The following is a 22,530-nucleotide window of genomic DNA, read 5'->3' on the forward strand; positions in this document are numbered from 1 at the left end:
GCACACCCTCGCGGCATAACGATCACGTGTCCAAGATCACGGGGAAACTTCAGGTGTAGTTCGGTGGCGGGCAGGCTTGTTGGGGTGCCGGTGGTGGTGATGTGCAGGCCGTCCAGGAACTGGGCGGCGCTCACGTGGTAGGTGGCTGCGAGGCGGGTGAGGTAGGAGGCGGTTGCTTCGCGGGGCAGCGGTCTCACGCGCAGCGCGCCGGGCGGGGTGCGCCACAGGGCGGCCTGCGGGGTGGGGTGGTTCGCGGTGGGGGTGGTCACTGTCCGGCGGGCCGGGCACGGCGGACAGGGGTGCGGGGCCGGTAGTGCTCCTCGGCGAGGTGGTCCAGCGCGATGGAGTCCAGCAATGTCTTGGTGATGCGTTCGCTGCCGTCGCAGATGGCTTCGATGGCGGCCTGGCGGATCAGGCGGGAGAGGCTGCCGATGCGTCCGGCGGTCCGCTCGTGCAGGTAGGCAGCGAGCCTGGGCAGGTGGCCGGTGCGGTGGGCTTTCAGGTCCAGGGCCTGCTCCAGGGCGGCGATCAGCTCCCTGAACGGCTCGCGGCCGCCGGCGCGGGCGGGCAGCGCCCCGCAGTCGATCAGGGAGGCGCGTCCGGCCAGTTGCGCGCCGCGCACCCCGGTGAACACGGTGCTGGCGGTGACGTCGATGCCGGCGTAGACGAAGGTCGCGGGAACGCGTTCGGTGAGGTCTTTGAGCCAGTCGGCGGCCTCCGCGCCGGTGGAGGTGCGCGGGTTGAGGCGGTGGATCTCGTCGATCAGCACGAGCGTGACGCCGGCTGCGGTGTAGGTGTGGCAGACGGCGGCCGTGATCTGCGCGGTGGTCATGCGGGCGGTGACGGGGATGCCGAGGTAGCGGGCGAACTCAGCCGCCAGGGTCTTGGCGGTGGCGCCCGGCGGCACCAGCACGTAGGCGACGGGCACCCGGTCGTCGCCAGGGTGGGCGCGGCGGGTGTGGGCGAGGTGGCAGGTACGGCCGACCTCGAGCAGCGCGGTGGTCTTGCCGGTGGTGGCCGGGCCGGTGACGATCAGCGACGGGCGGGCGGTCACCTGCTGGTGGCGGCCCAGGATCATCAGGGTGCGCACACTGCGCGAGAGGCTCTCGATGGCCGGGGTGCGCACGGTGACGAACCGCGAGTGGTAGTCCAGACGTTCCTCCGTCGAGCGTGGTGCCTGTCCGGGCTGCGGCGGCGCGGGCGGGGCGGTGTGGGCGAAGCGGGCGAACGCATCGAAGGTGGTGACCGTCCCGGAAGGGGTCTGCTCGACCGGGGGCGTGACATCGGGGCTGCTCACCAGTGCTCGGCCTCCTCGAAGGCGTCATACAGTGCGAACCGGGCGGCAGACGGGACCTCTGTGCTGCCGGCTCGGCTGTCGTCATCGTCAGGGGCGAGGGCGGCGACGGCGTCGAGACTGTCCCCAACATCCCCGGCGTCCCCGGCGTCCCCGGCAAGATGCCGGGCCGGCAGTGTCCCGGCCGGGGAGCCGGCCGTCGTGGACAAGGCGGCGGCCGCCGCCTTGCCAGGCAGAGGACGGCTGCGGCGCAGGACCTGGTCGGCGGCCTCCGCCAGGGCCACTTCGTGTGCCTCGCGGCCTGCGCGCCGCTCGAGGGTGGTGCGCAGGTGGCGCCAGACGGTTTCGCTCATGGGCGCGTGGACGTGCTCGCGGTGGATCCACGGGATCTCGTGCAGGTGTCCGTCGGACAGGCGGAGGTAGAGCTGGCGCACGTCGTGCGGATTGAGGTGCACCTCCCACTTGCCGCCGGGCCCGGCGGGCGAGGGCCGGCCGCGGTGCTCGTTGAGCACCGCGTGGTCGTAGGTGCGGTAGTGGATACGGATGCCGCGGCCGGTGACCGGGTGGAAGCGCACCGGCAGCAGCTCCGTGTAGTCGGCGCCCGTCAGGGGCAGCGGCACGTAGCCGCTCGCGCCCAGCAGCGCACCCCACATCTCGGTGGGGGACAGCGCCTTCCTGGGCAGGAAGGGGTGGCGCAGCCCGTCGTGGGGGCGGTGCTGCCAGCACGCGGTGATCCACTCGTCCAGCAGCTCCTGCAACTGCGCCACGCTGAAGCGGGCTTCGTCCTGGACCGCCTCGCCGCGCGCCAGGACGTGGGAGCCGGTGTAGCCGGCGACGTGCTGCGCGAACAGCGAGTTGATGCTTCCGAAAGTGCGCTCGACCGCGCCCTTGGCGGTGGGGGAGCGGGGCGGGGCGGGCTGCACGCTCACCCCCAGGGATTCGCAGGCGGCCAGGAACGCGGCCGAGACGAACACCCGCCCGCGGTCGATGACGATCGTCTCGGGCACCAGGGAGCGCTCCGCGTCGAGGTCGTTGGCGTAAGCTTCGCGCCGCTTCGCCGTCCAGGCATGGGCGCCGGAGTCCCAGGCTTCGGCCAGCGGCACCATGTGGTCGATGTCCAGACCGCCCGGCGCGGTGAGGGTGGCGCCATCGTAGTAGGAGTACCACGTGCCTGCGGTCACCTTGCAGCGCGCCTCGACGGCGGGCTCCGTGCGGGATTCGGAGATCAGGACCTCGGAGCGGGTGTGGCAGGAGTCGCGGTCGGCATCGACCCAGTGCTTGAAGCTGGTGCGACGGTAGCCGTCACGGGATTCGGCCGCGGTGGGCAGGAGGTGGACGGCTGCGGCCAGCGGCAGGTGCTCCGCGCGCGCGTGCTGCGCGGCGGCGGATGCGGGGGAGAGGGGGAGGACCAGGAGGGCAGCGGCGAGGGCTGCGAGCTTCGAGAGCATGGGCTCTTGCTACCGGTGCGCGGTTGCGGCCCGCCCGGTCTGGGGGGGCTGTCATCCGGGAGAGTGCATTGGTCGTACCGCACACAGCGATCCCTGTCCCGAGGCGCTCCCGGGTGAGGTCCCGCCGCCGGAATGCCGCGAGCTGTGACAGGCCCTGCTGATCGCCTGCCACCTTCGCAATCTATGCGGAGCGCGGTGTTCCAGCTCATAGCATGCACAGTTCGCACGGTTGCCGCGCGGCCAGCCGACATGCCTGCCCGCACGGCTCGCGTCCGGGGGCTATTGGTCGCTTCCGGTTGAAGTGACGAGGGCGATGAGTACGAGAAGGCAGATGGCGAGGGTGATGACTTCCTTTGCACTCCATCCTTGCTGGAAAGCCAGGGTGAGAGCGGCGGCGACCACGTAGGGCCACGAAGGGCGTTGCCGTTTGGGTGAGTTGGGCGTGAACACGGGGTCTCCAGAGGTTGTCTGAGCTGTTGGAGACCTACGTTCATCCATGGTTTCGTTGTCCGGCGCAGCGGCATGCGATCGCTGCAGGTGACGGCTCATAAATTACGGACAACAGACGGTTGTCCCAGGACAAGGCAGGGCGGGGGAGCGGATGGGGCGGCCGCTGGGGGACCTGAAGGGGCTGACGGAACAAGCCGATGAGTTCGCCCGCTGGCTACGAAAGATCACCTATGGGGTGACGGTGCGCACCCTGGAGAAAGAATTTCCCCATGGCAAGACCTCGTGGAGCAGGTTCCGCGATGGCAGCCGACTTCCGCCAGCGCTTTTGGTGGAAGAGGTAACCACGCGCTTTTGCCGCGAGCCCATGATGCGCAAGCGTCAGCTGGAGCACGGTCTGAGCCTGCTTGCGGCTGCCGAGCGGGCTGCGAAGGACCTGTCCGGGCAGGCTGCGCCATCCGCCACGGATCTGCCGGCGACACGGGCACCCCAGCAACACAGCGATATTGCTGCGCTCGCTCTGCGCCTGGACGACGCTCGCATGCTCCAGTTCGAGGCGATGCGGAAGTATGAAGACACCGCACGGCAGTGCGAAGAGTTGAAAACCATGGTCGAGGTCCTGGAACAGCGCATCACCATTTTGGAGAGCGAGCGCGACCGGGCCAGGGAAAACGTCCGGGCGGAGCTGCAGCATGAGCTGCAGATGTCGCGGGAGTACCGGCGGCAGGCAGGCGAAAGACTCAAGAAGGCCGGCCGGGCCCTGGAACGGGCCCAGCAACTGCGGCTCGTGGCCAACAAGCAAGTGGTTCGTGAGCAGCACGAGCTGTTTCGTGCCAATGGCGGCGCCATGGAGGAACCTCCGCCGGTCAGACCAGGCATGACCGTGGCCGAAGAACTGCAACTGCCACCCCTTGAAAGATTTCAAGAGTTTTTTGACGTCAACCAACAGCAGATGGATGCCTTGGACGATGAGCTGGATGACCTCGGCAGAGAGCTCGGTGTCCAGCAGGATCAGGATTTGCCCGAGGACTCGACGACGCATCACGTCATCTGGGGACAGACCGCTGAGCCGGCAGGTGCTGAAGAGGATGTCCCCGGACAGACGACGGACAACGCGCGAAAACCCTTGACCAGCGCAGACAAAGCACGGCCGGCCAAGGAAATCGGTCCCGAGGTGTCTCCAGCGGATGCTTACACTGCGGCCGCGAGCCCTCGACATGCCATGTCGACGCAGTGGGTCGCCAACTTGCGTACAGCGAGTACCCCGGAGGCGCTGGCGACGGCCCTCTCCCAGTTACGGCGCCGTACCGGAACGCAGCCGATCAGGGAACTGGCCGCCACACTGCCCGATGACATGAGAGACGACGTGCTCAGCTCCGCAGTCGGGCGCTGGATCGACGGCGACGCTCTCCCCGACACGTGGACTCACCTTGAGGCCCTGATACGTCAGATGGGCGCCAGTGATGATGAAGCATTGGCGTTCGAACAGGCTTACCGGCGGATCGCCTCCAGTACCCCTCCCTGGAGCGCCCGTGATCACGACTTGGCCGATCTGGCCCCCTTCCCCCGCAGCATGCGTCATCTTCTTGGCGCATCGGGCACCCTGCCCCGGAAGCGGGAGTGGGGCATAGCAGCTGTTGCTCCGGCTGCCGTTCTTGGAATGGCGACCGCCTACACAGCTGCCCTCCAGACGTCTCCCCGTCCCGGTCCAGTCACACTGAGCGTCTACGGAGCTCTCCTGTTAACCGGATGTCTCTTCATCCTGATCGCCACTGCGCGTGTCGCGATCCTGTGCTCACGAGGCAGACATTCGCCATTGAGTAAACGGTTCAGCGCCACTTGCCTCGCGGCCAGCGCGCTCGCCGCTCCGGCAGGACTGGCACTGCCCTGGTTTCTCAACTTCGACTTCCCAGGCCGATGGCTCGCTCACCTCATGGGGCTCTTGTAAGACTGAGGCTTTCAGCCACCACACGCTGCCACTGCTGTCCGCGCTGGCCACTCCTGAATTTAAGCAAGGGTGGCGTGCGAAGGAGGAGGCCCCATCGGCGAGTTGGGAGTGCACGCCGACTGTCACCCGACGGTAACTGTCCGACGCCATCAGTACGTCCTTAAGGCATGACCTCTGCTGCACCCCAACTCCCATCCACTGTTCCGCCAGGGGGCTGGTGCCGACGTAGCGCACGGTCGGCTCCCGATGCCTCTTTGCCAGCATCGTCTTTTCGCTGTGGCCAACCCGACTCCTGTCGGGTTGTCAGTGCCTGGTTCTACCGTCTATGCAACGACCTATGACGTTGAAGGCGGTGTGTGTTGGCAAATGTCGTCTGGCACAAGAAGCTCCGGATTCTTCTCGATCTGACCCGGGATGATCTCGACCACCCGGGGCTGCCCGATCTGTGGGAGACGGTCTACAGGACGGACCGCTTCTACGGGCGTCTGGGCGTGCCGGTTGGTGAGAGGGACCTGCAGTGCGGAGGCGTGTGCCGAGACATGGGAGTCGAGGCTCCCATGCATCTGCGGATGCGCGGCGGGCGTCGTGAGGCCGTCCACGAACGGCGCGAGGACGAGGAACGCCACACCGCGCCGATGAGTGACGAGCACAAGGCATATCAGGAACGCATCCTGCGTGCTGCGCAAGAAGGCGGCTTCAGCGGCGACAGCGAGGTCCGTACCCGGGTGGGCCGCAGCTGGATCCAGACCGACACCCTCGTCGAAGGAGCTGACGGCCGTCGCATCGGCTGGGAAGTACAGCTGTCCACCATCGACCAAAGCGGCCTGCGCGGCGTCCGCGCCCGCGCCGTCAAGGCCGACAAGAACGGCATCACTCCGGCCTGGCACACCGACCGCGCCGCCTACGCGCAGCGCAACGACGCCCACTGGACTCGCAGCGACCAGCTCCCAGCCCACGTCATCGCCCGCAACGGCGACCTGCGGATCGTCTCCGGCTTCCGCGTCCTGGACTTCTGGCACTGTGACACACGCGCCCTTTACCCGTGCCCCCACGGGGTCCGCCGCTGCGGCAAAGCCCACGCCACGCCCAAACCCCGAGACGTCCTCTTCGACGACATGGTCCGCCAGACCGCCGCGGGTGCCATCGTGCCCATCCACTTCCGCGCCGGGAGCACAGTGCATCGCTACTGGGTGACCAGCACCGACCGCGACCGGCTGGAGGACCTCCACGGTGACGACACGCGTCTGCCACCCGAACGGGAGGCAGCGCCCGCAGCCGGCGCCAGCCGCAACCGCCCCACCTGCCAGCCCTCATCCGCTCCGATCACCGTGGGCACCCCGCCGTCCCCGCCTGCCCTCACGGCTCTGCCTGTCCACGAGCAGGCGCAGACAACCGAGAGCGATCCCACAGCTGAAGAACAACAGAAACCGCACACCGAGCAGACGACCGACGGCACGACGGGACTGCCCAGCGAACTGATTACGCTGCAGCAGGCCGCCGACCAGGCCCACCTTCAGCTCCAGCAACTACACGACCACCACGACCGAGAGGTGCAACGTCAGGTGTGGCGGGAGGCCGCGGCAACTGCACAGAGGGCAGTGACGCACTACGCCCGCACCAAGCGCCTGAACCGATACGAGGTCGAAGCACGCCTGCGGCAGTTCGTGCGGCACACCGCACGATAGGCGCGGACCGTGGCCACTGACGCACCGCACGATGGGCACCTATCACTCCACTTCAAGCTGTGATGTGCTGGCCTGGTATCAGCGGACGGTGTCGACGGCGGTATGGCAGGTCAGGGGGTGTCACCGGACCAGTCGTAGTGGCCTAGATGGCCGGGGCGCGGGTCGTACATCGCCCGGCCGCCCGGGCCGAACTGTCCCCGCTCGGTCTGGAGACAGACCCCTGTGTCGATCTCCTCGCGCGTCCAGCCCGTGACGTCCAGCAAGAGCCCGTCCAGTGGTCCGCCGGTCAGCTCGACGTAGCTCCGGCCGGGCCGCGGGCCCCGGGCGCTGCCAGCGGAGTGTTCTTGGCCGTACACCCATGCGGTCAGCGGCTGCTCGTTGCCGTCCATGCCCTTCATCTTCCCCGGACTGCTCCGCTGGTGCAGGGGCGTTGGCAGAAGGTGTGCGGCATCTAGATCCGTCCCCAGCGGCCGTGCTTGCCCGCGCAGAGCCCGACGAGCCCGTCTCTGCGTCGCTCTATACCACGGCTTGGTCGTAGCTGTCCTGGAACGGCTGGAGACGGGCGCACAGCTCCATGGCCATCTCTGCGGTCTTCGCCCGCTCCCGCGCCGCCCGCACCCCCAGGTCGGACAGCACAGCCGAGATGACGCCCTCCGCTTCCGCGAAAGCTCTGGTGCAGGCATGCCGCCGCACGGCGCGTTCTGCGCTCGCTGCTTCCCGGCCTCCTGGGTGCGCATTGAGCCGGCCAGATACGGCGGGAGTTGTAGCAACCGCTGGCGTACCGCCAGGGTTTCTCCCTGGGTCAGTCCCTTGGTGGACGACATGGGCGAAAAAGCTTCCTAGCTTGGTCAGTATTAGACCTGCACCGCTGGTTGCCTGAGGGCGGCCGGTGTTTAGTTCCAGGCTCCTCGCAGAGCGAGGAGCCTGCCGGAATCTAGGGGGACCTTCCATGTCAGCGCGTGCAAAAGCAGCGGTCTTGACGCTTACAGCCGGAACTGCTCTGGTCTTTTCGGTCAACCCGGCCTCGGCGAGCCAGAGCGATTGGATCAGTGGACTCGGTTCGAACTACTCCCACGTCCGGACCGTGGCCCCTGGAGCAGGAGGAGCAGCGGTCTACGCACGCATCTACTGGAACGGCACGCGGGTCGGCCTCAACATTGAGACGACAGACACAAAGCGTGATGGAAAGGGCGCCGTTGCGTACCTGTTCTACGAAGTCAAGATCAAGGGAAAGTGGTTGAGTACTGGGCACCCACTGGCGCATGCCTCCGGGGGATTCGGCAGTAAGGGCTACGCCAAAATTCACTCGCGCTACCCGACAAGGGCGGTAACGATCTCGTCGTGCACGGCCAAGAACGGCAATACTAGCAATTGCACCAAACCAGCGTAGGCAAGGGTCACGTGTGTACCGCTCAGCCGTTGCCTTGAGCGGCCGAGCGGTACCGCGTCTTTGTCAAATGACCTCCGTCACGCGGTTGCATGCAACCAGCCTGCTCTTCATAACAAGCAGACAGCGTGGGACGGCGCGTATGGCATCGAGGTGGAGCACCACTACATCAACCATCCGGTCCACGAGCCTCCTGCCGACTCCCGAGATCAGACGTGGCGTACTGGTGAAGAGGCAGTACTGCTGGTGTGCGCTATACCTTGGCCCCACCGGGCTGGCATCGTCTCGTTGGGGCTGGGCGTCGCCCCCGCAGGACGGCCGCAACCGAACGGTGCCGCCCCGGCATGTACGGGGCATGAGAACACTGCGCATCATGCAGCGCCTACGTCAGCGTCGTGAACGGCAGTCTGTGCTGCAGGCAAGCAGGACCGAGTTGCATCGGCGTCGGGCGCGCGTCAGGCAGAAGGACCGCACCCGGCGACGGGCCACGACCACTTTGGTGGTGGTCGGAGCAACAGTGTTATTCGTGGTGTTGCCGTGGCTGATCTGGTGGGGCCCATATGTCATCGGGCCCGATCCCATCGACAAGACTGAGGCGAAGAAGGGATCGGCCGCTCTCGTTACCGGCCTACGGACCGCCGTAGTCGCGTTTACGGCCGCACTCGGCGCTGGCATCGCCCTGCTCTACACCGCCCGCACCTACCGCCTCACCCGACGCGGCCAGATCACCGACCGCTTCACCAAAGCCCTCGAACGCCTCGGCTCAGACCAGATTTACGTACGCATCGGCGGCATCCTCGCCCTCGAACAGATCGTCCAGGACGCCCCCGAACAGGCCGCCACCGACGCCGCCCGCGTCCTGGGCCACTTCATCCGCCACCGCGCCCCCAAAACCGCACCCCCGCCCGACCTCAACGACCCCCACTGCGACCCGCACGCCGACCCGCTGCCTACCGAGCCGGACGCTGACATACAAGCCGCCCTCACCGCCCTCACCCGCACCGAATCACGTACCCACGTCGACCCCCGGGAACAACTCGACCTCCACGGCCTCCACCTCGCTGGCGCCCGCCTCAACAGCGCTGACCTCACGGGAGCCAACCTGTCCGGGGCGACGCTCACGGGGGCCAACTTGTTCAGGGCGACGCTCACGGGGGCCGAGCTGTCCGGGGCGACGCTGACGGAGGCCAACTTGTTCAGGGCGACGCTCACGGGGGCCAACTTGTTCAGGGCGACGCTCACGGAGGCTTACCTTTCCGGGGCGACGCTCACGGGGGCCGATCTGTCCGGGGCGACGCTCACGGAGGCCGATCTGTCCGCGGCGGATCTCACGGGAGCCACCCTGGTCGGAGCGGATCTCACGGAGGTACATCTAGCCAAGACGAACCTTACGGACGCACTCCTGGTGGGAGCAGATCTCACGGAGGCGCACCTGGCCAAGGCGAGGCTTACGAAAGCACTCCTGTTCGGGGCGACGTTCACGGGGGCCGACCTGTCCGGGGCGGACCTGTCTGAGACGGATCCCATGTCGGTCGTCTGGTCAGAGGAGACCCGGTGGCCCTCCGGCTACGGGGCCGGAATGCGGGAGCGGTCGGTGTCTCTGGGTGACGGCAAGTGGCATATCCAGGAAGTTGGGAACAGTGGTGCAGATCTGCCAGAGCCTCTCATGCCCGTCGACTGAGTGCGCAGCAGTTAGCCCGGGTGCTGCTGAAGCAGTTATTCTTACCCTGTGTTGTTCGGCAGCTTTGCAAGCAATGTTGCATCAAATGCAACATTGTGGAGTTGAACCGTTACGGTGCACGTCGGGCCGCCAGCTGGGGTATGCACCCCGTAAAGACACCACCTGGCCCGACCTGCCCAAATGGCCGTCCCACCAGTCTGCCTAATGTTGCATTTGATGCAATTACGCTCGCTTGAGACAGATTTGCGGTACCTGCCCGCCCTGCACGACGCGCCACAGGCTCCCCTCGCGCCCGCAGGCCCGGTAGGCGGGCCCGCCCTGGGTCCGGCCGATGGCGACGATGCAGGAGCGCACCACCTGCCCGCGGCTGAGGTAGTGATGGACGGGCGAGTTCATCGTCGCCACTCGCCCGTCATACGGGCCGGGACGCCGGACCGCGACGCGCTGCACCGCGCGCCACTTGCTCGCACACGGCGCAGCTGCGGGCGCGTGCACGGAAGCCGCTGCTGGAGTGCCGGCTTCCGCCGCGACGGGCAGGGAGAGGGTCGCGGCCACCAGGGCGACCGCCATCATCAATCGTCGGATCATCATGACTGCCTATGGCCCCACCCGTCATAAGGTCACGGGTACACGCCGACTGCCACCCGGCAGCAACTGCCCGACGGCATCGCCACGTCCTTGAAGCATGACCTCTGCTGCACCTCAACCGCCATCCACTGTTCCGCCCCCGTGGCCGCACTGCGGCCACGACGCCACGCTGGCCGACCCGGTGGGCTGCCGCGGCATCCACGTTGGCGGTCACACCGCTTGTCTGGCCCACCTGGACGAGACCGACCGCACCGCCTACTTCACGACACTGTCACCTGCCACCGACATCAACCACCGCGGCACACGATTTACCCCCGAACTGCTAAGCCAGTTACTCGACGCCCTAAGTGATTCCACCACCGGTAAGCCTCACATCGGCGACGCCCATTTCGGTGAGGCATCCTTTTCCGGTGTCACCCGGTTCGGTGGGGCGTCCTTTTCCGGTGACGCCCGGTTCAGTGGGGCGTCCTTTTCCGGTGACGCCCTGTTCATTGGGGCGTCCTTTTCCGGTGACGCCCTGTTCATTGGGGCGTCCTTTTCCGGTAGCGCCCAGTTCGATTTGGCATCCTTTTCCGATAGCGCCCTGTTCGGCGGGGCGTCCTTTTCTGATAGCACCCTGTTCGTTGGGGCGTCCTTTTCCGGTGACGCCCAGTTCGTTGGGGCGTCCTTTTCCGGTGACGCCCTGTTCATTGGGGCGTCCTTTTCTGGTAACGCCTGGTTCGCTGAGGCGTCCTTTTCCGGTAGCGCCCAGTTCGTTGGGGCGTCCTTTTCCGGTGACGCCCAGTTCGCTAAGGTGTCCTTTTCCGGTGACGCCCAGTTCATTGAGGCGTCCTTTTCCGTTAGCGCCCAGTTCACTGAGGCACGGTTTGAAGTAGCGTCGCATCTGGGCCCGCTGGTGTGCGGTGAGCGGGTGGTGTTGGATGGTGCGGTGTTCCAGCAGCCGGTGACGGTGGAGATTGCTGCCCCTCAGGTGAGTTGCGCGCGTACCCGATGGGCGTCGACTGCCACGCTGCAGCTGCGCTACGCCGAGCTGGACCTGAGGGACGCGGTCTTCGAGTACCCGGTACTCATCGCCGCCCGCCCCACCCCTTTCCTCCTGCCCAGCAACCCGACTGATGTGCTGCCGGAGACAGGACTGTCCGGCCTGGAGCCCGGCGTACGCCTGGACACGGTGGGTGGGGTGGATGCCGCGCACCTGGCGCTGCACGACATCGACCTGAGCGGCTGCCGGTTCGCCGGCGCGGTCCACCTCGACCAGCTGAGGGTCGACGGCTGGTGCACCTTCGCCATCACCCCCACCACCTGGAGCCACCGCCGGCCCTGGCGGTGGAGCCGGCGCAACACACTGACCGAGGAACACCACTGGCGCGTACGCACCGCCCGCCACCCCGACCGGGCCACCGCCCGCGGCTGGAGCAGCCCGCCGCCCGACACCCCCGCCCTGAAACCGGCAGCGGTGGCGGCGCTGTACCGGCAGCTGCGCAAGTCCCTGGAGGACGGCAAGAACGAGCCCGACGCCGCAGACTTCTACTACGGCGAATGCGAGATGCGCCGCCACGACACCACCCGCCCCCGCGGCGAACGCGCACTGCTGGGCGCCTACTGGGCCCTGTCCGGATACGGACTGCGCGCCACCCGCGCCCTGGCCTGGCTGGGAGTGTCCATGGCCATCACGGTCGCGGTGATGATGCTGTGGGGCCTGCCCGCCGACGACCCGAAGCCGACCCTCACCGGCCGCCAGGCCGCCGTCGGACACAAAGTCGTCCTGACCACCGACACCCCCGACCCGGTCAACCCCACCGGCTCACTGCTCGAACGTGCCAGCGCCGAACGGTTGGAGAAGAGCCTGCGGGTAGTGATCAACTCGGTAGTCTTCCGCTCCTCCGGCCAGGACCTGACCACTGCCGGCACCTACACCGAGATGACTTCCCGCCTTGCCGAACCTGTCCTCCTCGGCCTGGCCGTCCTCGCCATCCGCAGCCGCGTTAAACGCTGACCTCACCCGTCGAGCCGCGGCGCACCCGCTGGCGCTTTCCCACAGTCATGTGCGTGCAGGACGGACCGGGCCGGTCCTCGGCTCTCACGGACTTTCATCAGCACCCAGCTCGAAGGCTGGCGTTCCCCGAGGACTTCACGGACCACCGACGTCGGCGCTGGCGGAGGGTGGTTGGCGGCGACCTGGTCGTAGTTAACCCGGCTCGGCTACACGTACGAGGGCCCGCAGCGAGCCCGGCGGACCGGTCTACGGCTTCTTCCTCGGTGCCGAGGCCGGCGCACGGTAGGGGCTCACGCAATCCGCTCGCCACCGCCTTGCTGTCTCGCGCGCGAACGTCTCCAGCTTCGTGCTCCGAGGGTGCAGGTAGATGTAGCGATCAGCAGTGCGGATCTGCACGATGTTGATTTGGTCGATGAGGGCTCGGGGGATGGCGCTGACGATGTTCTTCTTTCCCAGGGCCAGCAGATGGCGGGGAGTGATGGGCAGCACGATGGAGTGTGTCACCCGATGTTCGTCAGACCGCCGCCGGCGCCATCGTGCCCATCCAGTTCCGCGCCGGGAGCAGAGTGCATCGCTACTGGGTGACCAGTACCGACCGCGACCGGCTGGAGGACCTCCACAGTGACGACACGCGTCTGCCGCCCGAACGGGAGGCAGCGCCCGCAGCCGGCGCCAGCCGCAACCGTCCCACCTGCCAGCCCTCATCCGCTCCGATCACCGTGCACGCCCTGCCCTCCCTGCCTGCTCTTACAGCTCTCCCTGTCCACGAGCAGGCGCAGACAACCGAGAGCGATCCCACAGCTGAAGAACAACAGAAACCGCACACCGAGCAGACGACCGATGGCACGACGGGACTGCCCAGCGAACTGATTACACTGCAGCAGGCCGCCGACCAGGCTCACCTCCAGCTCCAGCAACTACACGACCACCACGACCGAGAGGCGCAACGACAGGTGTGGCGGGAGGCCGCGGCAACTGCGCAGAGGGCGGTGACGCACTACGCCCGCACCAAGCGCCTGAACCGATACGAAGTCGAAGCACGCCTGCGACAGTTCGTGCGGCACACCGCGCGATAGGCGCGGACCGTGGTCACTGACGCACCGAATGATGGGCACCTACCACTCCACTTCAAGCTGCGATGTGTCGGCCTGGTGTCAGCGGACGGTGTCGACGGCGGTATGTCAGGTCAGGGGCGTCGCCGGACCAGTTGAAGAGGAGGTGCTGGAGAGGTCAACGGCCTGTCCGATCTCCCTCATGGGCGGAGCTCCTGCCAGGCTCTGCCCCTCGGCGCGGAGATGGACATCTCCATCTGCCGCGGAGATCTCCTCGGACAGGAGATCTCGGGGACGTACGTCGCAACTGGGCAGACCTTCATCCTGTCCGTCGACGACTCCATGGAGTCGATCCTCGACTGGTACGACGGCAACGCCCTCGCCAGCACGCCTTCCTCCACGCCGCACATGGCCGCCAGCAGGTCGCGTCCGGCCGTGTTCAGCAGCACCTCGGCATCAGCCCGCGCGCCCCCGCCCTCGTGCCCGGGCGGGTAGTTGCGCCACTTCCAGCAGGCCCGCAGCACCTTTGCTTCCATCCCGTAGCGGCTCGCGATGCGGCAGATCAGCGACGAGGTCGTCTCCTTCGGCAGGGGCGCGGTCCGCAGCAGGCCGGGGTGATGGGGCACTCCGCCAGATTCTCGTGTCCGCCGTCCCGGCGGGCGCTTTTGCAGCGGATGCCCAGGCGCCCCGTCCTTGCCAGGGGCCGTCATTTCCACTCGACGGGGCCCTTCGTGCCGTTTTTCCTGTCACTGCCTGCTACCCCTGTGAACTGGGAAGACGATGCGACAGGCCGGGAGGCAGGGGGAGTTGGGAAAAATTCTTGGCCACCGGCATCCGGATCTGGCCTTCGGCGGCGTGTAAGGGGGTGAAGGCCCTTGGGTCTTCACCAACGAGTTCGTTTCTACTGGGAGGCCTGGTCGATGACTTGGTCGTACTGGGCAGGAGCGGGCGGGGTTCCCCTGCTGCTCCTGCTGTTCTTCGCGATGCGCCGCGCCAAGGGTGTCGTGGAGATGCTTGTGAAGGCGCACATCGAGACCCGGGCGGAGCGCGAGCAGCGCGCCACCATGGTCGCGATGGCGCAGTCCCTGCCCGATGGCGGCGCCGCGGCCCGCTTCGAGCAGGGACGGCCGGCGTGGCTGTTCCGCAAGGACGCAGCCGAGCCGGCGGGCCACCGGGCTATCGCCACGCGGGAGGCCGCGTGAGCGAGGCCGCCCCGGGAGCGGACTTCGAGTCCTTCGTCCTCGAGACCATCGAGGCGTTCTCCCGACTGGCCCGGGCCCAGGCAGGCGACTTGCACAGCGCCCAGGACGCTGTGCAGGACGTCTACCTGAACATGTACCGCCGGTGGGACCAGCTCATTGCTGGCCACGGTTCCTTGACCTCCTACGGCCGCATTGCGGTGAAGCGGGCGGTCATCGACCAGTTCCGCCGCAACAAGCGGATGGTCACGGTGCCTGTTCACGGCCTGCCCGAAATGGAATCAGGCATCGGAATCCCCGAGGCCGCCTACGAAATGATTAAGGAAGGCATCGACGAACTCGTCTCCAGCCTTCCTGAACGGCAGCGCGAGGTCATCACACTGTGTGTTCTGCAGGACCTCAGCCCTGCCGTGGTTGCGCAGCGCCTCCAGATAAAGGAGGAGTCGGTGAAGCGCTATATCAAAGCCGCCGCCAACAACCTGAAGAAGTCCATCAACAAGCATAGCGAGGAGGCCACCGCATGACGTACCTGTCCGCTTGGACGCACCAGCCCGAGGGGCGGGGAACCATCCGGCTCCTCGCCCTATGGCTCCTGCTCGAAGGCTCTGAGCAGGCATTCTCCAAGGGTTCTCGGATCAGCGAGGACCCTGTCCAGGCGGAGGGGGGCCAGCCTTCGGGTTGGCCCCCGGCCCCCGCCCTCTGCCTGGAAGAAAACGGAAACCATCGAGCCGGCGTGGTTCGTGAACTGCACGCTCTCCTGAAAAAGGAAATCGATGATTCCGCGACACCACAGGAAACACGGCGCGTAGCAGAAATCCTTGAGTTCCTGGACAGGGATAATGTAGCGCGAAGCTGGTGGGAAAGAGCAGCTCTCAAGGGTGACGAGGATGCGCGGGACTATCTTCATATCCTCGATGTCGAGAGCGAAGAAAAGCTATCGGCATGCTCTAGGCACGCGACTGAACGAACTGAGGAATCTTTCATGTCATTCGTGAGTAGCTTTGTATGCCGGTCAGCCGGTATTCGCGTAGCTGCAGACAGAGTCGACTGGGCTTTGGGGGAAGCCGGAGTCGGGCTGTCTGAAACAACGCAAGCTCTCGTGCGTGAGATTGAGGACTTCCTGGCGCACTTGGACCACACCACCGGCGGGCCGCGGTGCTGACACGACAGCGCCTCGCGCGCCCACAGACGGGAGAGTCTTTGTAGACCAGCCTCCATGAGGCCTTCACGCGAGAAGGCCGGACGACTCGTTGAAGTGGCGGGCCCACCCCCCCCCCCCCGGGGTGGGGCCNGGCCGCCACTGCATTACCCATAGCTCCGTAAGTCGACTCACGGAGTCTTTACGCCGGCCACGACTGGATCGAGCACTCGCCACTGAATACGGGACCACCAACCCAGTCCCCGATCGGTGCGACGTCAGCTGGGGAGATGCTGCTGCGGACGCGGTACGACTTACACCCGCCGCATCGAAGCGTCCTGGCCAACTGCGCGAGCCTCGCCCGACTCTGGTTTCTACGCTGCCGTCAAGCTAGGGGCTCACCAAGCAATAACCACCGCCGGGTTCTTACCGAGCTCTTGCTAGTCCTAGCTGCTGCCCCACGGCACCGAGATCAAGACGTGAACGCTATCCGTACGCTTTTTGTACGCGACATGTTCGCTTCACGCTAGGGTCTGAGGAAGGAGGTTCTGTATGCCTGAGCTGTTCGACGCGGTTGACGCGCTCATTGCGTCCCGTTCCCCGCTACCGCCCCCGGCAGTGCGCAGGCGGCTGCGCCAGGCACATGGCCTGACACTGGACGAGGTGGCCACTGCACTGCAGGTCCGGCGGGCGACGGTCAGCGGCTGGGAATCCGGCAAGACCGAGCCGCGGCCGCCGGAGCGCGACGCCTACGCGCGGCTGCTGGACCAGCTCGCGGAGCTCTACCCGGCGCCGTCAACGTCGGAGGAGACGGACGCCCCGACGGTGCCGGCCACGCTCACCGCCGCGCCCGCACCGGCTGACGTGCAGACTCCGTCCGCTGGTGCGGCTATCGAGGCCGCGGACACGACTGCAGCCGAGAACACCCAGACCAGCTGCGCCCCCGCCGCCGCTGCCCCGGCGGCCGCGACGCGTCCGGCTCGCGCCGTCAGGCCGTCGTCGACGTTGCGCCGCCCGGGCGCGAAGCGGGCGGCCCCGGCCGGAGTTCCGGCGGGCGGCACCGACCCGCGGTTCGAGAACGGTCCGCTGGCGGTCATCGACGTCGATGACGACGGCCAGGTCCTCGCCTACTGCACCGGCGGCCTGGTCCTGGACGTGCCCGCCAAGTCCCTGCCGTCCCTGGTGGACTGGACGCTGCGTGAGGCGAAGCTCGGTCAGCCGAAGTTGGCCGGGCCGGGCAAGCCGGCCGACCCGCTGCTCGTACTGACCGAGGCCACGCTGGAGCGCTACGGCCTGCCCGTCGCCCTCGCCGACGAGGAGCGCCTTGCCGGGCGGCTCCCGGAGGGCCACAAGGTGGTCAAGCAGTTGGTCCGCGCGGAGTGGAAGCTGACGAAGAGGGGCTTCGGCCCGTGGGCGCGGATCTACCGCCCCGCCACCGGCTCGGAGCGGGCCTGCGTCCAGTTGTGCATCCCGTCCTGGCAGGCGCTGGACACGCGGCACTGGGGCGAGGCCGGGCAGCTCCCGCCGGCGGAACTCGCCCGAGTCCTGGGCGTGTACGCCTCGCGGGTGATGACGCCGCGCGGCTCCACGGCGGTGACCGGCCTGGAGCTGATGACCGCCCTGCACCCGCCGACCCGGGCCTCCGAGCCGGACGCTGACGGCAAGCGGCACTCCGAGCACAACCCCGGCGGCCTGGGCAAGGACCCGGTGGACTGCGCGCCGTGCGAAGCCCCCGACGGGCACCCGCTCCTGGCGGATCTGCCGCGCTTCCACGTTCGCGGTCCTGCGGAGAAGTTGTTCGAGGAGGCGTACGACTGGGCGCGGCCCATGACGGATGCCGAGTGCATCCTGCGGCACCTCGTGGGCATCGACGTGAACATGGCCTTCGCCGCCGGAGCCAACGGCCTGACCGTCGGCCTCGGCGCGCCCACCCACGTCAAGGCGCCGGTGTTCGACGCGAAGCTGCCCGGCTCCTGGCTGGTCGACCTCTCCCACGTCGACCTGTCCCGCGTGAAGGTGGCCAAGGACAAATGGGCGCAGCTGGACGCCGGGCTGCTGCCCAGTCCGTTCACGCCGAAGGGCGAGCGCCCGGAACGGCCGGCCTGGTACGCCACGCCGACCGTCGCGTACGCAGTGGAGCTCGGCTACGACGTCACGCCGATCGAGGCGTACGTCCGCAACGACAACGGCCGCTACCTGGACGGCTGGTACAACCGGCTGCGCGATGCCTACCTCGCCACGATGGCCGACCTCGGCGTGCACGCGGATCTGCCGCCGGCCGACTTCCTCGCGGCGATGGAGGGCTACCGGCAGCGGGACCCACAGCTGGCGATCGTGGTGTCCGCGATCAAGGCGACCGTTAAGGGGGGCATCGGCAAGCTGCGCGAGCGTCCGCGCGGGGAGGGCTGGAAGCCCGGGCAGCCGTGGCGGGCCCTTTCCCGGCCGACGTGGCGCCCGGACATCCGCGCCGCGGTCATCTCCCGCACGCGGATCAACATGCACCGCAAGATCGTCAAGCATGCCGCCTTCACCGGGCAGTACCCGGTTGCGGTCCTCTCGGACTGCGCCGTCTACGCGTCCGACGGGCCGTCGCCGCTGGACTTCCTGCCCTACCGGGACGGCAAGCCGCTGCCGGGCGGCTTCAAGCTCGGGGTGAACCCTGGGCTGGTGAAGTGGGAGGGCACCCAGAGCGTGCTGTGGGGCGAGGGTGTCCGCGAGCAGTTCAACGCCCCGGACCTCAACCTCGCCCGGTACATCAGGGGCGGCACCGTCACCGACCAGGACACCGGGGAGTAGGTAGAGCGCGATGAGCCTGTTCGGCAACGGCCTGGACGCCGCGGTGCACAAGGCGTTCACCCGCCCAACGCCCAAGAGCGCGCCCGCGCAGATGCGCTACCTGGTCAAGCAGATGAAGGGCACCAAAGCGGTCGCCCAGATGCTGCGGATCTCGCAGCGCACGGTCGAGAGGTACGTGAAGAACCAGATCAGAAAGCCCCGCCCGGACCTCGCAGCCCGCCTGGAGCGGGAGGTGAAGAAGCGGTGGCAGCCGCAGATCCGGGCCCAGGCGCGGCAAAAGGCGGCGACCACCGGCGGCATCGTTATCGACACCCGCGCCCGCATCGGCTACACCGCACCGATCGGCACGACGGACGAGGACCGCATCCGGCACCTGACCGTCGCGTTGCCGCCCCGCTACGCCGCCCGCCTTTTCGATGCCCAGGAGCAGGGCGCCAGCGATCAGCACCTCCAGCGGATCGCCGCCGAAGCACTCAAGGAGATGTACTTCCAGGACAACGGCCGCCGCGCCGGCCAGCTGGAGGAAGTCCGCTTCACGGACATCGAGCACCTCGAGTTCGACCTGTAGCAACCGCGCCCGAACAGCCTGCGAGCCCGGACCGATCGGTCCGGGCTCGCAGACGCATCCACAGCAGGGGATCGGATGCTCATGCACGAGATGCCACGTCCTACTCCGGAGGCGGCGTCACCAGCTTCGTAGCGCTCGGGTCGACGTCCGCTGCACAGGCCAGGGTCGGCAGGTCGCGGTCGAGCAGGCCGTTCATTTCGATGGCCGCCCGGCTGAGCAGGTGGGCGGCTTGGACGGACTGGCCGTCGGCGACGGCGGCGTAGAACCGGGCGGCGTAGGTAATGGCGTCGACATCGCCGATGCTGTCGGACATGCCGATGGCGAACGGCACGGTGGCGACCAACTTCCCGGTTTGGGCTGCGGAGTGACAGGAGTTGAGCAGGACCAGCAGCGGCTTGTCGTCCACGGCGGCGATGGCCCGGGCGAAGGCGCCGGCGCTGACGATGGCACCTTCGTGGAAGCCGTCCTCGCCTTTCTCGAATGCGATCAGGTCCTGCGTGCTGTGACCGGAGAAGTGCACGACGTGGGGACGGAACCGGGTCAGCGCGTCCAGGAAGACGTCCGCCGTCGCGGCCGGGTGGAGATCCAGGTCGACAAGGTCCCGATGGGTGGCACTCTGCACGGCCGCGCGAATTCTCTGCTGTTCCTGGCCGACTCGCAGGTCACCGGCGGAGGCGGCCGCCAGCAGCAGCACCCGCAGTTTCTCCGGCTTCGGGGCCCGCAGTTCCCTCATCACCGTGCGCACCTGACCCTCCGTCGTCAACAGGCGGCTCTCGAGCTTCTGCTGCTCAGCCGCGGCACGCCGCTCTGTCTTCTGCTGTTCACGCTGGCGAGCCTTCTCCGCGGCCGCACGCTCATTCTGTTCCGCCTTCGCCAGCTTGGCCGACAGGGCAGCTGCCTCCTTGGAGAGCTTGCCGACCTTGGCGCTCCACGTGCTGGCGTCCTGGCCAGCTTTGTTGGCCTCGTCCTCGTACCGCTGGGCAGCACGCTGCTTGCTGTTGACGGTGACCTGGCTGCTCGCCTTGGCGGCTGCGGCTTTCTCCTTCGTGGCCTTCGCGCGCTTGTCGGCTTCCTTCTTGCGGAACTCGCTGACCTTCTTTTCCGCGTCAGCGCGAGCCTTGTTCTTTCTGTCCAGCTGGCTCCGGTAGTAACTGGCGTTCATGGGCGTGCCTCTCTGCGGTTCCCGTCTCGCCAGGCTATGGCCACCCACTGACAACGCCCCTGGCCGCTTCCCGCAACGTTCCTGCAGGTGTGGCGACAAGGCGGGCAGTCCTGAGCGGGTCCGCTGACGATCGTGGCGGACGGGTCACGTTCCTTGCCCCGAAGGCCGTCTGAGCGCTGGTAGATACTGGCCGCCATGGCAGAAGACTCCGATCCGCAGCAGGACGTCACCTACCGGGCGCCAGTCGGCTCCGTCGATCTCAAGGCGTTCGACGAAGACGGCAACTCGTACGAGATCCGTGCGTGCCACGACTGTCTGCCGTGGTACGCGGAGGTCGTGGTCGTTGCCGGGGAAGTCCTCGTCAGGGAGTGGCATGCGGTGGGATGTCCGCAGTTCCAGGAGCTCATCCGGGACTGAGACGGGAATTCATCGCCCAGGGTCGGGATGCATCTCCTATGGGTGATGATGTTGTGGTGAGTCTGGACCTCAGCAATTACGAACTCCTCTGGCCCGCATCGCTGTTCATATCTGAAGGCGAGCGCGTGCTCCGGTCCACAGGCTCCTGGCAGGACCGGGCTATTTGGCTCATGACGGAGGCCCTGGCCGGCACAACCGCAGTCGCCGACTTTGAGGATCTGCCCAACCACACCGCGCCGACATCCGATCCCTGGGCGACCACCGCCACCGGCTGGGGCACCAAACGGGCCGTGATGGACCAGCACGACTGGTTCACCGAACTCATCCGCCGGGCGCCCGAGCTCAGGCATGCGGCCGCGCCCCGGCCGTACTGGCCGCAGCGCCGCGGCAATGGACTCGCTCACGATGGCAGTACCGCGCGGGACACCCGACGGGACTTCGCGCGGCTCATCGGCGAGTTCGCCGACAACGGCTACCTGGTCGAAGTCTTCGGCGAGGAATGCATCGACGATCACAGCGAGCTGCCTGACCCCTCCGACGTGATCGACAGGCGACTTGGCATCCCTGATCTGTGGCCGCTGGCGCCGGAGGCGTGGGGCGAAGACACCTTCTACGGGCTGATCGAGGTGTTCCACGACCTGGTGAGCCGCCCCCGTACGCGGCGCTTCCACTCCTACAGCGGCTGCGGATGGCACCACTCGGAGTTTCACAACGGCCCGGCACGCGTCCTGTACCGGTGGAAAGTCAACCAGCTGTTGCGCGAGGCCGGCATCGATTACGAACTGGCCGCCGAGGGTGAGGACCTCGGGCGCCTGGTCGCCGTCACCGACGACGCCCGAAGCCAGCTGGTGCACCGCGCCCTCAACGACAGCCCACCCGACACCACCGCCGGTGTCCGCCACGCCATCGCCCTCTTCCGAGGGCGTGACACGTCAGCCGAGAGCAAGCGATCGGCCATCTTCAACCTCGCCCGCATCCTTGAGGAACGCCGTGCCCTGATCAAGCAGCACCTCGGGAAGGACGAAGGCGCGCTGTTCGAGATCGCCAACCGCTTCGACCTGCGGCACCGCCGGGCCGACCAGCGCGGCGAGTACGACGAAGCATTCCTCGACTGGATCTTCTGGTGGTACCTCGCCACGGTAGAACTGACCAACCGGCTGATCGTGTCGCGGAGCCTCGCCTGAGCCGTGGCGCCGAACGTGCCTCCCCGATCGGGTGACTGTCTCAGCAGTCGCCCTGTTCGGAGGGCGGTTCGTACTGCTCGATGAGGTCGCAGGTACAGGTGCCGCCCTCGTACACCGTCTTGTCGCACTCGTCATGGTGGTGCCGTGCCGGCGGCCGCTTCGGCGGGGCGGCCGACGCGGACGGGACGGGAGGCTGCTCAGCTCCGGCCCGGGCAGCGGCCCTAAGCTCCTGGTCCACGACGGCGGAAGCGATCTCGTCCTTGCGCCACTGCTCGGGGGAGTTGTGGCGTACCAGGCCTCCCGCGTAGGCCATGCGCAGCAGTTCGGCCTTGGTGTGCTTCCGTGTCAGCTCGGTGAGGCGCTTCATGCGCGCCAGGCTGCGGGCCGCCTCGGCTTCACGCTCATCGTCCGCCCCTGTGCCGCCCGCGTCGCGCTGCTCCGGCACGGGCGCTTCCGCCGGCGCAAGCTGCTCAGAACCTCCGTCCGTCGGTGCCGGGCCTGCCCAGTCGACGCCCAACGCCGCCAGGGCGGCTGTCCAGA

The 22,530-nt window shown here is 67.5% G+C and carries 19 protein-coding genes and 3 pseudogenes; 13 read left to right on the forward strand and 9 right to left on the reverse strand.

Annotation, left to right across the window (positions count from 1 at the left end; translation table 11 throughout):
* From KM933_RS36400 to KM933_RS36410, 3 genes and pseudogenes are all read right to left on the reverse strand, one after another.
* Window positions 1–269 (reverse strand): annotated as a pseudogene (locus KM933_RS36400) (hypothetical protein); the annotation flags it as partial.
* Window positions 266–1,297 carry a TniB family NTP-binding protein gene (locus KM933_RS36405; protein WP_221361028.1) on the reverse strand — a complete coding sequence of 344 codons (1,032 nt, stop codon included), beginning with the start codon at window positions 1,295–1,297 and terminating at the stop codon, window positions 266–268. The gene KM933_RS36405 and the pseudogene KM933_RS36400, both read right to left, overlap by 4 nt.
* The gene (locus tag KM933_RS36410; RefSeq protein WP_308013662.1) at window positions 1,294–2,742 is read right to left on the reverse strand and encodes a hypothetical protein; all 1,449 of its coding nucleotides are present in this window, start codon (window positions 2,740–2,742) and stop codon (window positions 1,294–1,296) included. The genes KM933_RS36405 and KM933_RS36410 overlap by 4 nt, the downstream gene beginning before the upstream one ends.
* A 601-nt stretch (window positions 2,743–3,343) precedes the next feature.
* On the opposite strand from KM933_RS36410, the gene KM933_RS36420 reads away from it, so the two are divergent.
* Window positions 3,344–5,137, forward strand: a complete 1,794-nt coding sequence (locus tag KM933_RS36420; RefSeq protein ID WP_221361030.1) for a hypothetical protein — start codon at window positions 3,344–3,346, stop codon at window positions 5,135–5,137.
* A 359-nt stretch (window positions 5,138–5,496) separates the two neighbouring features.
* Window positions 5,497–6,822 (forward strand): hypothetical protein, encoded by a 1,326-nt coding sequence (locus KM933_RS40030; RefSeq protein ID WP_260334704.1) that lies wholly within the window; start codon window positions 5,497–5,499, stop codon window positions 6,820–6,822.
* 110 nt (window positions 6,823–6,932) lie between these two features.
* Here the strand turns inward: KM933_RS40030 and KM933_RS36430 are convergent, their stop codons facing one another.
* Window positions 6,933–7,211 (reverse strand): hypothetical protein, encoded by a 279-nt coding sequence (locus tag KM933_RS36430; RefSeq protein WP_221361051.1) that lies wholly within the window; start codon window positions 7,209–7,211, stop codon window positions 6,933–6,935.
* 1,497 nt (window positions 7,212–8,708) lie between these two features.
* Here KM933_RS36430 and KM933_RS36440 point away from each other — a divergent pair.
* Window positions 8,709–9,890, forward strand: coding sequence for a pentapeptide repeat-containing protein (locus KM933_RS36440; protein ID WP_221361053.1), 1,182 nt, complete (start codon window positions 8,709–8,711; stop codon window positions 9,888–9,890).
* A gap of 222 nt (window positions 9,891–10,112) precedes the next feature.
* On the opposite strand, the gene KM933_RS36445 is transcribed toward KM933_RS36440, so the two are convergent.
* Complete coding sequence (locus KM933_RS36445; protein WP_221361055.1) at window positions 10,113–10,481, reverse strand: hypothetical protein; 369 nt, start codon at window positions 10,479–10,481, stop codon at window positions 10,113–10,115.
* A gap of 94 nt (window positions 10,482–10,575) precedes the next feature.
* Here KM933_RS36445 and KM933_RS40440 point away from each other — a divergent pair.
* Window positions 10,576–11,295: pseudogene (locus tag KM933_RS40440) on the forward strand (pentapeptide repeat-containing protein); the annotation flags it as partial.
* 93 nt (window positions 11,296–11,388) lie between these two features.
* Entirely contained in the window at window positions 11,389–12,474 is a 1,086-nt protein-coding gene (locus KM933_RS40445; protein WP_308013663.1) for a pentapeptide repeat-containing protein, read from the forward strand.
* 246 nt (window positions 12,475–12,720) lie between these two features.
* Here the strand turns inward: KM933_RS40445 and KM933_RS36455 are convergent, their stop codons facing one another.
* On the reverse strand, window positions 12,721–12,963 hold the full coding sequence (locus KM933_RS36455; RefSeq protein WP_221361059.1) for a DUF4238 domain-containing protein: 243 nt from the start codon (window positions 12,961–12,963) through the stop codon (window positions 12,721–12,723).
* A 92-nt stretch (window positions 12,964–13,055) separates the two neighbouring features.
* On the opposite strand from KM933_RS36455, the gene KM933_RS40035 reads away from it, so the two are divergent.
* Window positions 13,056–13,550 (forward strand): hypothetical protein, encoded by a 495-nt coding sequence (locus KM933_RS40035; protein WP_260334706.1) that lies wholly within the window; start codon window positions 13,056–13,058, stop codon window positions 13,548–13,550.
* 176 nt (window positions 13,551–13,726) lie between these two features.
* On the opposite strand, the gene KM933_RS40040 is transcribed toward KM933_RS40035, so the two are convergent.
* Window positions 13,727–14,152, reverse strand: a complete 426-nt coding sequence (locus tag KM933_RS40040) for a hypothetical protein (RefSeq protein WP_260334707.1) — start codon at window positions 14,150–14,152, stop codon at window positions 13,727–13,729.
* Window positions 14,153–14,446: 294 nt separating this feature from the next.
* Here KM933_RS40040 and KM933_RS36470 point away from each other — a divergent pair, with 294 nt between their 5' ends.
* From KM933_RS36470 to tpg, 5 genes are all read left to right on the forward strand, one after another.
* Window positions 14,447–14,728, forward strand: coding sequence for a hypothetical protein (locus KM933_RS36470; RefSeq protein WP_107020784.1), 282 nt, complete (start codon window positions 14,447–14,449; stop codon window positions 14,726–14,728).
* Window positions 14,725–15,249, forward strand: a complete 525-nt coding sequence (locus KM933_RS36475) for an RNA polymerase sigma factor (protein WP_221361061.1) — start codon at window positions 14,725–14,727, stop codon at window positions 15,247–15,249. The genes KM933_RS36470 and KM933_RS36475 overlap by 4 nt, the downstream gene beginning before the upstream one ends.
* On the forward strand, window positions 15,246–15,887 hold the full coding sequence (locus KM933_RS36480) for a hypothetical protein (RefSeq protein ID WP_221361063.1): 642 nt from the start codon (window positions 15,246–15,248) through the stop codon (window positions 15,885–15,887). The genes KM933_RS36475 and KM933_RS36480 overlap by 4 nt, the downstream gene beginning before the upstream one ends.
* Window positions 15,888–16,415: 528 nt before the next feature.
* Window positions 16,416–18,659, forward strand: coding sequence for a telomere-associated protein Tap (gene tap, locus KM933_RS36485; protein WP_221361065.1), 2,244 nt, complete (start codon window positions 16,416–16,418; stop codon window positions 18,657–18,659).
* A 10-nt stretch (window positions 18,660–18,669) separates the two neighbouring features.
* Window positions 18,670–19,227 carry a telomere-protecting terminal protein Tpg gene (gene tpg, locus KM933_RS36490; RefSeq protein WP_221361066.1) on the forward strand — a complete coding sequence of 186 codons (558 nt, stop codon included), beginning with the start codon at window positions 18,670–18,672 and terminating at the stop codon, window positions 19,225–19,227.
* A 100-nt stretch (window positions 19,228–19,327) separates the two neighbouring features.
* Here tpg and KM933_RS36495 read toward each other — a convergent pair whose 3' ends face one another.
* A complete protein-coding gene (locus KM933_RS36495; RefSeq protein ID WP_221361068.1) occupies window positions 19,328–20,389 on the reverse strand; it encodes a CHAT domain-containing protein in 1,062 nt (353 codons plus the stop codon).
* 195 nt (window positions 20,390–20,584) lie between these two features.
* Here KM933_RS36495 and KM933_RS36500 point away from each other — a divergent pair, with 195 nt between their 5' ends.
* Entirely contained in the window at window positions 20,585–20,806 is a 222-nt protein-coding gene (locus KM933_RS36500; RefSeq protein ID WP_221361079.1) for a hypothetical protein, read from the forward strand.
* 38 nt (window positions 20,807–20,844) lie between these two features.
* Window positions 20,845–21,990: a hypothetical protein gene (locus tag KM933_RS36505; protein WP_221361081.1), complete on the forward strand. Its 1,146-nt coding sequence runs from the start codon at window positions 20,845–20,847 to the stop codon at window positions 21,988–21,990.
* A 40-nt stretch (window positions 21,991–22,030) separates the two neighbouring features.
* On the opposite strand, the pseudogene KM933_RS36510 reads toward KM933_RS36505, so the two are convergent.
* Window positions 22,031–22,530, reverse strand: a pseudogene (locus KM933_RS36510) (DEAD/DEAH box helicase); the annotation flags it as partial.

This window comes from Streptomyces beigongshangae (assembly GCF_019710745.1).
GTDB classification, from domain to species: domain Bacteria; phylum Actinomycetota; class Actinomycetes; order Streptomycetales; family Streptomycetaceae; genus Streptomyces; species Streptomyces beigongshangae.